The 14,756-nt window shown below is 44.2% G+C and carries 9 protein-coding genes; all 9 read right to left on the bottom strand.

Translation table 11 applies throughout. The features are described 5' to 3' along the window. Window positions 1–193: 193 nt before the first annotated feature. On the bottom strand, window positions 194–2,620 hold the full coding sequence (locus tag ABGU93_RS03370) for a glycogen/starch/alpha-glucan phosphorylase (RefSeq protein ID WP_347412099.1): 2,427 nt from the start codon (window positions 2,618–2,620) through the stop codon (window positions 194–196). A 150-nt stretch (window positions 2,621–2,770) separates the two neighbouring features. Beyond that, a complete protein-coding gene (locus ABGU93_RS03365; RefSeq protein WP_347412098.1) occupies window positions 2,771–4,654 on the bottom strand; it encodes a glycoside hydrolase family 13 protein in 1,884 nt (627 codons plus the stop codon). Window positions 4,655–4,661: 7 nt separating this feature from the next. Further along, entirely contained in the window at window positions 4,662–6,077 is a 1,416-nt protein-coding gene (gene glgA, locus ABGU93_RS03360) for a glycogen synthase GlgA (protein ID WP_347412097.1), read from the bottom strand. After that, window positions 6,078–7,190 (bottom strand): glucose-1-phosphate adenylyltransferase subunit GlgD, encoded by a 1,113-nt coding sequence (gene glgD, locus ABGU93_RS03355; protein ID WP_347412096.1) that lies wholly within the window; start codon window positions 7,188–7,190, stop codon window positions 6,078–6,080. It abuts the gene before it with no gap. 15 nt (window positions 7,191–7,205) lie between these two features. Next, the gene (locus ABGU93_RS03350; protein ID WP_347412095.1) at window positions 7,206–8,330 is read right to left on the bottom strand and encodes a glucose-1-phosphate adenylyltransferase; all 1,125 of its coding nucleotides are present in this window, start codon (window positions 8,328–8,330) and stop codon (window positions 7,206–7,208) included. A 12-nt stretch (window positions 8,331–8,342) separates the two neighbouring features. Next, window positions 8,343–10,769 carry a glycogen/starch/alpha-glucan phosphorylase gene (locus ABGU93_RS03345; protein WP_347412094.1) on the bottom strand — a complete coding sequence of 809 codons (2,427 nt, stop codon included), beginning with the start codon at window positions 10,767–10,769 and terminating at the stop codon, window positions 8,343–8,345. Between the two features lie 52 nt (window positions 10,770–10,821). Then, on the bottom strand, window positions 10,822–12,732 hold the full coding sequence (gene glgB / locus ABGU93_RS03340; protein WP_347412093.1) for a 1,4-alpha-glucan branching protein GlgB: 1,911 nt from the start codon (window positions 12,730–12,732) through the stop codon (window positions 10,822–10,824). A 136-nt stretch (window positions 12,733–12,868) separates the two neighbouring features. Further along, window positions 12,869–13,723, bottom strand: coding sequence for a YhjD/YihY/BrkB family envelope integrity protein (locus ABGU93_RS03335; RefSeq protein ID WP_347412092.1), 855 nt, complete (start codon window positions 13,721–13,723; stop codon window positions 12,869–12,871). Further along, the gene (locus tag ABGU93_RS03330) at window positions 13,716–14,570 is read right to left on the bottom strand and encodes a YhjD/YihY/BrkB family envelope integrity protein (RefSeq protein WP_347412091.1); all 855 of its coding nucleotides are present in this window, start codon (window positions 14,568–14,570) and stop codon (window positions 13,716–13,718) included. The genes ABGU93_RS03335 and ABGU93_RS03330 overlap by 8 nt, the downstream gene beginning before the upstream one ends. Window positions 14,571–14,756 lie beyond the last annotated feature (186 nt).

The following is a 14,756-nucleotide window of genomic DNA, read 5'->3' as shown; positions in this document are numbered from 1 at the left end:
CAATGTTTATATCTGTATTTTTTTATGGGGCGAAGCCCCAAACGTAGGCGCAGCGCAGCGAAGACGGAGTTGCATGGTTTCATTTAGCGGTAGTAATTCTAAAATAAGTTTGTTGAAAGAAACAGAACCTGTATCGCTGATACAGGTTCTGTTTCCAAATAAAGGGGGGAAAGGAGGGAAAGGAGGGGCTAATCTACAGTGTCTTCCAAATATTTTTTTGATATTCCAGAATCGCGCGATCGCTGGAAAAAAGACCGGAGTAGGCCACATTGCTGAGGGACATTTCAAACCATTTGTTTTTATCTTTAAATAGTTCATTGATACGATGCTGAGCTTTTGTATAATCATCAAAGTCCTTTAATACGAAGTAGGTGTCATTATACAAAAGCAAGGAGTCATAAACACTTTGGAAATTAGTTAGGTGGCCAAAGGTACCGTCAATGAGCTGATGCATAATTTTCTGAATGCGATGATCATTTTCATAAACATGAACGGAGCTGTAACCACCATTTTTTTCAAAATGCGAGACCTCATCAGAGGATAATCCAAAGGTAATGATATTGTCAGCCCCAACTGCTTCATGGATTTCAATGTTGGCGCCATCCATGGTACCCAGAGTAATGGCACCATTCATCATAAATTTCATATTACCAGTACCAGAAGCTTCTTTCCCGGCGGTTGAGATCTGCTCGGAGATATTGGCGGCCGGATAGATGATCTCACCCAGAGATACATTAAAGTTCGCCAGAAAAACCACCTTAATCTGATCGCGGATATCTTTGTCATTATTGACAAGATCGGCAATATAATTAATCAGTTTAATGACTTCCTTGGCAAAATAGTATCCCGGGGCGGCTTTGCCGGCAAAGATAAAGGTTCGGGGTACGATTTCGAGATGGGGGTTTGCTTTTAAATGATTATACAAATGGAGAATCTGTAAGGCGTTCAGGAGCTGTCGTTTGTATTCATGAATGCGCTTGACCTGAATGTCAAAAATTGATTCCGGATTTATCGAAATATGATTATGCTCCTTGATATAATTTGCCAAATGGGTTTTATTATCCAATTTGATCCGATTAAAACGATCACAAAACGGAGCGTCATTTTTAAAGTCCATAAGTTTTTCGAGGTCATAAAGATTGTTAATCCAGTCGATGCCGATGGATTCGGTAATCAAGTCCCTGAGACCGGTATTGCTGTTAATCAGAAAACGACGGGGAGTGACACCATTTGTGACAGAATGGAATCGCTCAGGAAATAGCTTATAGTAGCCATTGAAGGTTTCTTCTTTTAAGATTCTGCTGTGTAGCTCAGCAACACCGTTAACAGAATGGCAGCAGACGATGGCCAGATTAGCCATATTAATTTGACCATCCTGAATAATCGATAATGAACTGATTTGCAATTCGTTAAGCCCGGATTTTATCCGCAAGTCTTCCTGGAATTGTCGATTGATCTCTTCGATAATCATATAGATCCGCGGGAGGAGCAGTTTCATCATATCGACTGGCCATTTTTCCAGTGCTTCTGGTAGAACGGTGTGATTGGTAAAGGTTAGCGAATTGACGGTAATCTTCCAGGCATCATCCCAGCTTAAACCTTCTTCATCCATAAAAATTCGCATCATTTCGGGTCCACACAGAGCAGGGTGGGTATCATTGATGTGAATACAAATTTTGTCGGCAAACTCATCGAGACAATCGTTGTTATAGCGCTTAAATCGAGTGATCATCCGTTTCAAACCGGCACAGACAAAAAAATACTCCTGCTTCAAACGTAGTTGTTTGCCATCGAACTTATTATCATTGGGGTATAAAATTTGAGTAATGGCTTCAGCCTCGGATTTATGGCGGACGGCATCGAGAAACTGTCCCTCATTGAAACTGGGCAGATCAAATTCCTCAATCGGTTCGGCGCTCCAAAGTCTCAGGGAGTTCACCGTATTATTATGGTAACCTTTTAAGGGAATATCATAGGGTACGGCCAGAATCGGTTCGTAATTTTCATAAACAAAGGTTAGCACGCCATTGATTTTTTCAGAATGGAGATCGCCATAAAACTTAACAATAACCGCTTCATTGGGCTTCCTTATTTCAAAGGGATAGCCGTGTCGCAGCCAATTGTCGGCGACTTCTACCTGTTCACCATTGATAATTTTTTGTTCAAACAGACCATGTTTATAATGGATACCATTACCATGGAAGGGTAAACCGAGGGTGGCGGAAGATTCTAAAAAACAGGCCATTAGTCGGCCCAGTCCGCCATTTCCCAAACCTGGATCAGTTTCCTGGCTGAGAATGGTCTCGTAATCCAGGCCCAATTCAGCCATGGCAATTTTGACGGTTTCCTCCATATCCAGGCTGTTGACATAGGCTTTCAGTAGCCGTCCAATTAAAAATTCAATCGAAAACAGGTAGACCCGTTTATGGGGTATCTCATCGTATTCAGATCTTGTTTTGGCCCATTGTGAAGCGATTTTATCCATGACAATTGCAGCCAGAGCTTCATACTGATTTAAGAGGGAGGACTCTGCCAGATATTCACCGGAAACTTCTTCAATTTTTTTAATATATGCAGATTTAAAATCTTCAATTTCTTCAAGGCATTCTGATGTTTTCATGAGTATTCCTTTCAATAAAATAGTTATTAAGAGTTAGAAATCCAAATATTTTTAGTTGTTCATCAGATGTATCTTAATTTAATTACCCTTTCTCAAAACAATAAAACAAAAAAGATTGCGGCGGGCCGCAATCCTTTTGAGAGAGTAAGTCTAAATAATTTGACAGGTATTGGGAGTTACCATCACAACGGCATAAGAAAGAGGTTGAAGGACAATTGGGTTTAGTGAGACGGACTCTCCTGAGATTAGATCCAAACCCTGGCAGCCGGCAAAATCCGGATGTTTGAATAAATGAACCGCACGGGAATTGCGGTTGAACAGGCAAAAACAGAGGGTTTCATCGTTCCGCCGTTCAAATACAAAAAGATCGTCGCTGGCTTCATAAGGTTTCCAGGAGCCGTTCTGAAAGACCGGATGATCGGCCCGGAGTTTGGTGATCAGGCGATACCAGGCAAGCAGATCCTGATCCTCGTTGCCCCAGGGATAGGTGCGCCGGTTGTAAGGATCTTCAAAACCCTGAACCCCGGCCTCGTCGCCGTAGTATAGACAGGGGACACCCGGGAAGGTGAACTGGATCAGACTGAGCAGCTTTAATCGTTTTACGGCCAGTGCATATTGGGTGTCATCCAGGCGATAAGTTTTATGGCTATGGTTTCCCAGATATTTATAAGCTTCGCCGAGCACGTTAAGGATCCGCCGTCGATCATGGCTGCCAATCAGGTTCATATTACCCATAAACTGGTCTTTGGGATAGTGTTCGTAGAGCGACATCATAATCCGGGCGGCCAGTCCGGAGCTTTTGTCGCCAATAACAAAATCGATAAAGGTCTCACGGAAGGGGTAGTTCATCACGGCATCCAGCTCATAACCGGAAAAATAGCTCCGCAGTTCGTCATAGGCTACTTTTCGGGAGGCATCTTCCCAGACTTCGCCAATCAGAATACTGTCCGGATTTTCCTCGATCATGGCTTCTTTCAGACCTTTGATAAAAGGATCAGGCAGTTCATCGGCCACATCCAGCCGCCAGCCGGAAGCCCCAGCCTTCATCCAGTGACGGATAACACTGTCTTTGTTTTTATAAATAAAGGCCTGAAAATTGGGATGCATCTCATTGGTATTCGGCATGGCGTCAACCCCCCACCAGCAGGTGTAGGTTTTGGGGTAGTCAGTGAAGGTGTACCAGGGATAATACTCTGAGTCTTTAGATTGATAGGCGCCAACGACCGGATAATGACCATAACGATTGAAATAAAGGCTGTCGTCACCGGTATGGCTGAAAACGCCATCCAGAATAATCGCGATCCCGCGTTTTTTACATTCTGAGGCCAGGGTTTCAAAGCTTTTCTGGGTTCCTAACGCCGGATCAATACACATATAATCGCCAGTATCATAGCGGTGGTTGCTCTGGGATTTAAAAATGGGATTGAGATAGAGAATGGTGATGTTTAAACTCTGCAGGTAGTCCAGCTTTTCGGTAATGCCGGCCAGGGTACCGCCAAAAAAATCCCAGTATTTGATGCCACCGTCCTTCTCTCTGAAATAGTGGGGGGTATCGTTCCAGTGGGGGTGGAGGATGGCATCTTTATGGAAGTTAGCAAGATCGAAATCCGCGCCCCGATTAAAGCGGTCCGGGAAGATCTGGTACATGATGCCCTGGGAATACCAGGCTGGTGATTGCCGTTTGGGATCATAAACCGTAATTTGATAAGACGGTGGTTTTGATTCATAAACCCGGCCTTCACCACCCAAATGGTCACTCAGGGTGCCATAGGCATAGGCTCTGCCCCGGGAGGAAAAACTGAAGTCATACCAGAAGACACCGGGAGTCAGGGGCATATCGATGGTAATTTCCCAAAAATTGGATTCCCGGGATTTGATCATCGGGTGGATTACTTCCTGATCATTAAAATGAACCCGTAGTTGTAATTTTTCAATTTCAGTGGCAGTGACCCGCAGGGTAACGGCACTGCCAACCGGCAGTGCCCCAAAAGGGGTGCGAAATGCCTGTTCCCATGAATGATGACGAAATTCCATAATCTTATCACTCCATCAATTTATTATAATATGAAAGATAAATATCGGCTGATTGTTTCCAGTCAAAATGAGTGTTAAAGGCATTTTTTACCAGCTTTTTAAAGGCCGCCGGCGAATTATGGTATAAAGCGACGGCATGCTGGATGGTGAAAAGCATGTCATGGGCATTATAAGTTGCAAAACTGAAGCCATTCCCCTTTTTGGTCTTGGTATTAAAATAGCTGACGGTATCCTTGAGTCCGCCGGTTTCCCGAACGATAGGCACAGCGCCATAACGCATGGCAATCATCTGAGAGAGGCCACAGGGTTCAAATTTAGACGGCATCAGGAAGAAATCACTGGCGGCATAGATTTTTCGGGACAGATCTTCGTCAAAGTCGATGATGGTCACCATTTTATCCGGGTAGTTGTAGGCGATGCTTCGGAACAGATTTTCATAAACCGAATCACCCGTCCCCAGAATCACCAGTTGAAGATCCTGTTGTAAAATTTCATGGATCACGTTGGACACCAGATCAAGGCCTTTTTGTTCCACCAACCGGGTGATCATCGATACCATCGGAACGTCCGCCCGGACGGGCAGGTCGAAATACTCCTGCAGGGCTTTTTTGTTATCCGCTTTCTTTTTTTCCGGGTTATCGTAGGGAACAAACAAGGCGGGATCAGTTTTGGGATCATAAATGGATTCATCGATGCCATTGAGAATCCCCACCACCTGATGCTTGAGATGACGGATCACTCCATCCAGTCCTTCCCCGTAATAGGGATCAGTTAGTTCTTCAGCATAGGTAGGGCTGACGGTGGTAATTAAATCAGCAGCATAAAGAGCCCCTTTCATCAGATTGATTTTTCCGTAATACTCCAGGTCGGAGGGTAAGAAGCCGAGATGGAGATAGGGGCTGATATCGTGAAAACCATAAACTCCCTGATAACGAATATTATGGATCGTAAAAACCACCTTTGTATCAGGGAAAGCCCGGCGATACTGATGTTTGAGCAGATAGGGAACGGCGGCTGTCTGCCAATCATTACAGTGAACGATATCTGGGGTGAAATCCAGCAGCGGCAGGGAGTCCAGCACTGCCCGACAAAAAAAGCTGAATCGTTCACCGTCATCGTAATAGCCATACAGCGATGGGCGTTTAAAAAAAGCCTCATTGTCAATAAAATAAAAGGTGACGCCTTCGTATTCACAGGTCAACAGGCCGCAATAATGAAGGGTGTCAGACATCCATATCTGAAAATGCTTAAGGGGCTTTATTTTTCGACACAGTTCTTCTGGAATGGAGCTGTAATAGGGAAGCATAACCCGGGCATCGACATCTTCGGGAAACGCTTTTGGCAGAGCGCCAAGCACATCCCCCAAGCCACCACTTTTTGAAAAAGGGTAAGCTTCCGAAGCGACAAATAGGACATTTAACATTTAAATTACCGTGCCTTTCTTTAAAACAATGGGAGCATGGGGTTTACCCACTAAGGTGGTGTGGTCACTGATTTTGGTATCTTTATCCATGACCACATAGTTCAGATTAACATTTCTCCCGATTTCACACCGTTGCATGATAATGCTGTTTTGGATGTGAGAACCAACGTTCATTTGTGTATCTCGAAAAATTATGCTGTGATTAATGGTCCCATCGATGATGCAGCCGCTGCCGACAATGGAGTTGGATACCTGGGCCGGATCATCATAAAGGGTGGGATGGTTGTCTTTTATTTTGGTATGGATGGAATTTTTACCTAGGAAAAGCTCCTGCATAATCTCGTACTCCAGTAGATCCATACTTGTTTTCATATAATTTTCCAGGCAGTTGACCCGTTTAATATAACCGGTATGCTGAGCCCCAAAAACGCGAAGCGTATCGATATTATATTTAATCATATCCATTAAATCCCAGTCGCCGGTACGCTCACTGAGATCCAGCAACTCCTCCAGAACTGATTTCTTGACAAAAAACATCTCAGTAAAAAAATGTCCGGTGGTGTGATCTCGTTTATAGTGGAGACCACTGACCCGGTTTTTGGTAAATTCCAGATAGAGATCATTGTCCTTGAGATGGTAGAGCGGATCATCCTTTTTAAAAATCAGGGTAATGTCACTGTCATTTTTTAAATGAATTTCATAGGCATTTTTGAAATCAAAGGTGGTTACCAGGTTGGGGGTGGCAATTAGCACATGTTCGGCAGCAGTGGCGTCCAGAAAACCCCGGTTATTCTGGAGATTCCGGAGATTAACCTTGATCAGCCGGCCGATATGGTAGTTATTTGATCCGGAGAGGATCGAAAGATCCTGTGTTTTTCGGCTCAGCGACCACTCCTTGCCGGTACCCAAATGATCAACAAGGGAACTGTACTTATGAGAACCAATGACACCAACATGAGATAAACCGGAATTGACCATATTGGAGAGGGTAAAGTCGATCAGACGATAACGTCCGCCGAAAGGCAGGGTGCTCAAGCTACGATGTTGCAGAAAATCTTTTAAGGAATCATCCTCTCCATCGACATTTAAGATAAGTCCAACAGCATTTTTCATTTTTTCTTACTCCTCTCAGTTGTTGATAACATGTATTTCAGGAGTTGTGTCGGCGGGATCGGTAATATAGCGGGCATCACCCTTGATTCTGGCCCGGGCTCCGACGATACAATTTTCTAAAATAGCCCCATCTTCGATGATGGCACCGGTATGAACAATCACATTTTTTAAACTGGTTTTCTTGTGAATCACCACATCATGAGAAAGAATCGAATTCTCAACCTTGCCAAAAATAATACAACCATCACAGATCAGACTGTTGATGATCTTGGCCTGGGGGCCGATGAATTGGGGGTGACGGCTGGTATTGTTGGAAAAGACCCGAAAGTTACGGTCACTGAGATCGAAATCGCAGTCGCAATTTAAAAGATCCATATTGGCATCATAATAGCTCTGAACCGTGCCCACATCCCGCCAGTAGCCGGAGTAGGGGTAGGCGTAAATCCGCTTGCCGCTTTCATGGAGCATGGGAATCACGTTATGGCCAAAATCGTGTTCGGATTCCCGGTTTCCGGCATCGTCCAGCAGCGCTTTTTTTAATTCTTTCCAGGTGAAAATATAAATACCCATCGATGCTTTATTGCTTTTGGGGTGTTCAGGCTTTTCCTGGAACTCCTTAATGCAATGTTCCTCATCGGTGTTTACGATACCAAAACGGTGGGCATCTTCCCAGGGCACATCCATCACCGCAATGGTCAGGTCAGCTTCTTTCTCTTTATGGAAGGCCAGCATTTTGGAATAATCCATTTTGTAGATATGATCCCCGGAAAGAATCAGCACATACTCCGGATCAAAACGGTCAATGAAATCCAGATTCTGATAAATGGCATCAGCCGTTCCCGAATACCACCGGCCCCCTTTCTGGCCCATATAGGGCGGCAGGATATGGACCCCACCCTGGATCTGGTCCAGGGCCCAGGCCGACCCATCGCCAATATAATTATTCAGGATGTAGGGGCGGTACTGGGTCAGAACCCCCACCACATCAATATCTGAATTCATACAATTGCTGAGCGGAAAATCGATAATTCGATATTTTCCACCAAATAAAACGGCTGGTTTGGCGTTATTAAAGGTCAGCGAGCCTAACCGGCTCCCTTGACCTCCCGCCAGGAGCATTGCGACACATTCAGTATTCAAAGTGAGACCTCCTTAAATGATTTTCCAGATTTCTCGTTGATAGTCGGCAATTGAACGATCACTTGAGAAAATACCAGAATTTGCTACGTTGCTGATGGACATTTTCGTCCAAATGGTCGGATTGCGGAATAGATGATCCACCTGATTCTGAGCATCGGCATAGGCATTGAAATCTTTCAGGACAAAATAGCCATCGTTATATAAAAGTAGCGAATCATAGATGGCCTGGAAGCTGAGTCCATGTCCCAGAGTCCCATCAATCAGTTGGTGCAGCACCTGCTGAATTCGGGGATCCTGTTCAAAAATATCGATGGATCGATAGCCGCCGTATTTCTGATAATGATGAACCTCATCGGCGGACAGGCCAAAGCTGACAATATTACTGGATCCAACAGCTTCCATTATTTCAATATTGGCACCGTCCATCGTGCCCAGGGTGATGGCACCATTCATCATGAATTTCATATTTCCGGTTCCTGAGGCTTCTTTTCCTGCTGTCGAAATCTGTTCGGAAATATTGGCGGCAGGATAGATGATCTCCGCCAGAGAAACATTGAAATTGGCCAGGAAAACCACCTTCAGTTTGTCATGCAGGGTCGGATCGCTATTGACCAGTTCGGCAATAGCGGTAATCAGCTTGATCACCTCTTTGGCGTAGTAATACCCTGGCGCCGCTTTACCGGCAAAGATAAAGGTGCGTGGCGCCATTTCCAGGTTGGGGTTTTCTTTAAGCCGATTATACAGATACAGGACATGGAGGGCGTTCAGCAATTGTCGTTTATACTCATGAATTCGCTTGACCTGGATGTCAAAAAGCGAGTGGGGATCTACGTTGATATCATTATGGCTGGCCATGTAATTTGCTAGTCGAACCTTATTTGACAGCTTGACCGCATCGAACTTTGCATAAAAAACCGGATCACTAATATAGTTTAACAGTTTTTTCAGATGGAACAGATTATGATCCCAATCCGTTCCAATCGATTCATTAAGTAGTGTTTTCAGCTCGGGATTGCTGCTCATCAGAAAACGTCGCGGCGATACTCCGTTGGTTACCGAATGGAACCGCTTGGGGAAAACCTGGTAATAGCCGTTAAAGGTTTCTTCTCTCAGAATTTTGCTGTGGAGGGCCGCCACACCATTGACGGAATGGCTGGAGACAATGGCCAGGCTGGCCATATGGACATAATTGTCCCGGATAATCGAAAGGCTGTGGTTTCGGTCCAGATCATGGGGATACTCACTATCCAGATCCAGCAGAAAACGGCGGTTGATTTCTTCAATGATCATATAAATCCGGGGTAATAAATCCTTCATCATCTCTACCGGCCATTTTTCCAGCGCTTCCGGAAGCACCGTATGGTTGGTGAAACTCATCGCGGCCACCGTGATCTTCCAGGATTCCTCCCAACCCAGGCCTTCTTCATCCATCAGTACCCGCATCAGTTCGGGACCGCATAAAGCCGGATGGGTATCATTAATGTGAATACAAATTTTATCGCTGAAACCATCCATGGAATTATTATTGGAGCGTTTAAAATCGACAATGATCCGCTTTAATCCGGCGCAGACAAAAAAGTACTCTTGTTTGAGCCGCAGCAGCTTGCCGTCGAAGCCATTGTCATTGGGATACAAGATTTGGCTGATGGCTTCGGCTTCAGATTTATGGCGGACCGCGTTTAAAAAATGACCCTGGTTAAAACTGGGGAGATCGAAGGCTTCCAGCGGCTCGGCGCTCCACAGTCGTAAGGAATTTACCGTTTCGTTGCAATAACCTTTAATCGGAACATCATAGGGGACTGCCATAATCGGTTCGTAATTTTCGTGGACAAAGGTCAGGTTGCCATTAATTTTTTCGGAATGAATCTGGCCATAGTATTTTACGATGACCGACTTATCGGGATTTCGGATTTCAAAGGGATAGCCGTTTTTAAGCCAGTTATCGGCCACTTCAATCTGTTCACCATTGATAATACGCTGCTCAAACAGGCCGTATTTATAACGGATGCCATTGCCGTGGGCCGGCATCCCCATAGCCGAAGAGGAATCCAGATAGCAGGCCATTAACCGACCCAGGCCACCATTTCCCAAACCCGGGTCGGACTCTTGCGCAAGGACGGCTTCATAGTCAAGACCCATTTCTTCGGCGCATTCCTGAACCAGATCACCAACGCCTAAATTATTAAGATAAGATTTCAAGAGTCGTCCAATCAGAAATTCAATGGAAAAAAAGTAGACCTGCTTGGATTCGTTTTTATTATAGAGGGTATTGGTTTTAGCCCATTGGGAGGTGATGTTTTCCATCACCATTTCAGCCAAGGCCTGGTATTGATTAAAAACCGAGGAGTCGGCCAGACAATTACCGGAAACCTCTTCGATTTTTTTGCTAAAGGTAGCCTTATAGTATGCTTTTTTCTTTTCTCTTTCTGAAGAATTCATGGTAGTTCCTTTCAACAAAGCTAGTTTTATTAAAAATTTATGATCGCGTGGTTTATTTTTTTGCTTTCGTTTTTTTAGCCGGTTCCGGTTTCGCTTTAGCGCTTACCCGGGGAACAATGCCTTTTAGAACAATCACCGCTGAGGGTGGAATATTGAGGGAAACCGAATAGTCCTGTCCATGGAGGGGGATGGCTTGAGCCTTCATGGTTTTTTTCATGTTAAAATCGCTGCCGCCATAGCTGCAGTCATCGGAATTAAAGGCCAGCCGGTAATTGCCCCCGGCCGGAACACCGATCTGATAATCAGCATAACTTAGCGGACAGAAATTGATAATCGTGATCAGGGTATCTTTGGCCTCTGAACCCAGCCGTTTAAAAATAAGAATACTCTGTTCACTATTGTTTGGTTCCAGCCATTCAAAACCGCCCCAGCTATGGTCATCGATCCAGAGCGCTTTTTCTTTGCGATAAAACTTATTCAGATCTTTAATATAGGTGTGAATTTCCCGATGTTTCTGATAATCCAGCAAAAACCATTCCAGCGATTCGTCCACCCGCCACTCCAGAAAGGGGGCAAATTCATTGCCCATAAACGAAAGTTTTTTGCCGGGATGGGTCATTAGGTAACCGAAGAGGATTCGAAACTGGTCGAATTTCATATTATAATCGCCAAACATCTTGTCAAGGATGGTTCGTTTGCTGTGAACCACTTCGTCATGAGACAGCGGCAGGATAAAATTCTCGTTGAATGCATAGGCCATCGAAAAGGTTAACAGATGGTGGAAGCGGTTTCTGAACATCGGATCGGTTTTCATATAATCCAGGGTATCGTGCATCCAGCCCATGTCCCACTTCAGATTAAAGCCGAGGCCGCCCTTATCCACTGGCCAGGTGACCATCGGATAGGCGGTGGAATCTTCGGCTGACATAATGGCAAAGGGAAAATCTCTGAAAATGATGGTATTCAACTCCCGGAGAAAGGACAGGGCTTCGAGCCGATCGGTGCCGCCCTCGTGGTTGCGAAAGGGTTCACCGTCCAGGCCGTGGTTCAGCTCAATCATGCTGGCTACCCCATCGATACGGAGGCCATCAACATGGTAGCGGTCAAACCAGAAGTGGGCATTGGAGATGAGAAAGTCCAATACTTCCGGTTTGCCGTAATCAAAGACCATGGTGCCCCATTGCTGGTGTTCGGAAAACTCGTATTGACTGGTGCCGTCAAAATGCCGTAAGCCCTGATCATCTTTGCAGAAGTGACCGGGCACCCAATCCAGAATCACACCAATACCGGCCTGATGGCAGCAATCGATGAAATGCATTAAGCCCTGAGGATCGCCGTAGCGGCTGGTGGCGGCGTAATAGCCGGTCAGCTGATAACCCCAGGAACCGTCAAAGGGATGTTCCATGATCGGCATCAGTTCAATGTGGGTATAATGCATTTCCACCAGATAGGGCACCAGTTGATCGGCCAGTTCATGGTAGCTCAGGTAATCCCCTTGTTCATTGCGTTTCCAGCTACCCAGATGGGCTTCATAAATATTTATCGGCATTTTCAGCCAATCGGTTTCGTTTCTTTTTTTGCACCAGCTGTCATCCTGCCAGTCATAGCCATCAAGTTCCCAGATAATGGAAGCTGTTTTAGGCTTAACCTCACTGTAAAAACCAAAGGGATCGGCTTTATAGGCGAGCTCGCCATCATGTTGGCGAACAGCATATTTGTAAAGCAGTCCCTGGGATAGTTCCGGGATAAAAAGCTCCCAGACACCATGGGTGCCGGAAACGGGTTTCATGAGATGATCATTGATGTTCCAGCCATTGAAATCGCCTACTACGGAAACGCCCTGGGCATTGGGAGCCCAGACCCGAAATGTGACTCCTTCTTCATTAATATGGGCACCAAAATATTGGTAACTGAGAAAACGCCTGTTACTGGCTAAATCTGCATGTTCATCGATTTTATTCATAATGGTCGTGTCCTTTCAATTTTGATTGGAAGCTGGTGCTGATACAACTAACATTTTATCACAATCCCTTAATATTGATAGTGCATTTTTTTAAACAAAGTAAAATCTTTTTAACATTTTACGCAAGGGCTAACATCTACAGTTTTAATGAGAATTCCTGGTCCTGATATAAAGACCAGTACAGATTGATTTTTCCGCCCAGATTCAGAATCACACAAATAAAGTATATTGCCACCATCAGCGCAAAAAGTCCGCCCAAGCTGCCATAGAGGGTACTGTATTTAGTGGAATGATTAATAAATAAGGTAAAAATGCGAAAAGCAATATTAAGTCCCAGGGTTGCAAATAGCGCACCGGGAAGACCGTTTTTAAATTTTAACGGCTGCGCCGGTGCCATCACATAGATCATATTAAAAATAAAGGTTGAAACGATCCATGAAAAAGCAACGGCAAAAAAGCTTAGAACGGGATAATAATATGTATATAGCCCGATTTTCTGAAAAATAACAGCTCCCACATCAGCACTGAAAAGATACGCAACCACAATTAACAAAATAGCCAGGGTAAACAGGATGGTAAACAGAAAAGAATAAAGCCAGATTGCCTTTAGGGTCCGGGTTTCCTTCCGGCCATAGGTTTGGTTGATACCAATCATAATAGCTCTGGTGGCCAGGGATGAAAAGAAAAAGGCAAGCAGAATCAGACTGTAATGAGAGCCGGAAACCTGACTGATCATGCTGTCCAATAAGCCTGTCACATATTCATAGGAAAGATTTGGCAAAAAAATTTCTAAAATATCGTAGAGGTAGGTTTCAAAGGGTTTGATGAAATTTCCGATAAAGGTAATCAGAAAGAGCAGCAACGGGAAAAAAGCCAGCAACAGATAAAAAGACATCTGGGTGCAGATTCCGGAAAAATCGGTCTCTTCAAAATCTTCCATCAAAAAGAAGATCAGCTTGACAATTTTTAAATTCATCATCCGCTCAATCATTTTCAGCCTCCCGGGATGCTTGTTTCACTGATGCCTGTTTAGCCCCGTACAAATTGACGACGCCTCCTAAGGTGAGGGTAAAACAGATCAGATAGACCACGAAAAACAGCGAGAAGGGCCCCTGCAGATTAACGAAAAAGGTATTGAAATCGAGGGCTGCGTTGGCAAACAGAGCATAGATAGTAAGAATCATAAACCAGCTGATACTTACAAAAGCGCCACCAGGTAGGGCTTCAAAAAAACCAAGATGGTTTTTGGGGGCGTACATATAGATCAGGGTAAAAATTAGGGTGGGCACAATAATGATATAAATCAGCGTAAAAAGCATGATGAAAACAGCAAAAAACTCGGATATATTTAAGGCATTAAAAATAAAAGCGAGTAGTTTCTCTCCGAACAGATAGAAGAAAACTGTAAAAAAGATAATCAGCAGAAATAAGAACAGATATAGAATAGATTGGATCCAGAGCGCGATGATTCCCCTGGTTTCTTTCTGTCCGAAGATGCGGTTTAATGAGGTGATCAGCGAATGCATGGCGGAAACCGAGACATACAAAATAAAAAAGCCAAGAATCAGATTGGTTCCCAATGAAAAAGAAATGGTATTGGCATTTTCCATGGCCAGATTAACGTAATTCATAATCGATTGGGGCAATATTTTTGAAAGCACAAAAACCAGGGTTTCATTCACCCCGGCAGAAAACCAGTTGATAAAATTGTAAAGCAACATCAAAAAGGGAATAAAGGCCGAGAGGGTCCGGTAGGACATCTGGGCGGAAAGATTGATGATGTTGTTTTTTCTTCCCTGGACATATAAAAAGCGGCTGAAGCATTTAAGAAAAGTCATGATCCCCTCCAAATCCACTTGCAACAATTGAGTTGATTGAGCCTCATTATAACATAGTTTCGGTTTAATTTGAAGCGGAACTGGTTAAAGTAAAAAAATGGAAAGTTGGGAAAAAAGATGGTATAATAATACAATCATGATTTATAAGTATAAACAAATCACACCGAGAAAATTAGGAAAATAGCA

This window comes from Acetobacterium sp., assembly GCF_039830195.1.
Taxonomy (GTDB): Bacteria; Bacillota; Clostridia; order Eubacteriales; family Eubacteriaceae; genus Acetobacterium.
The sequence above is the reverse complement of the archived record's forward strand: the minus strand, read 5'-3'. Positions and strand labels throughout refer to the sequence as shown.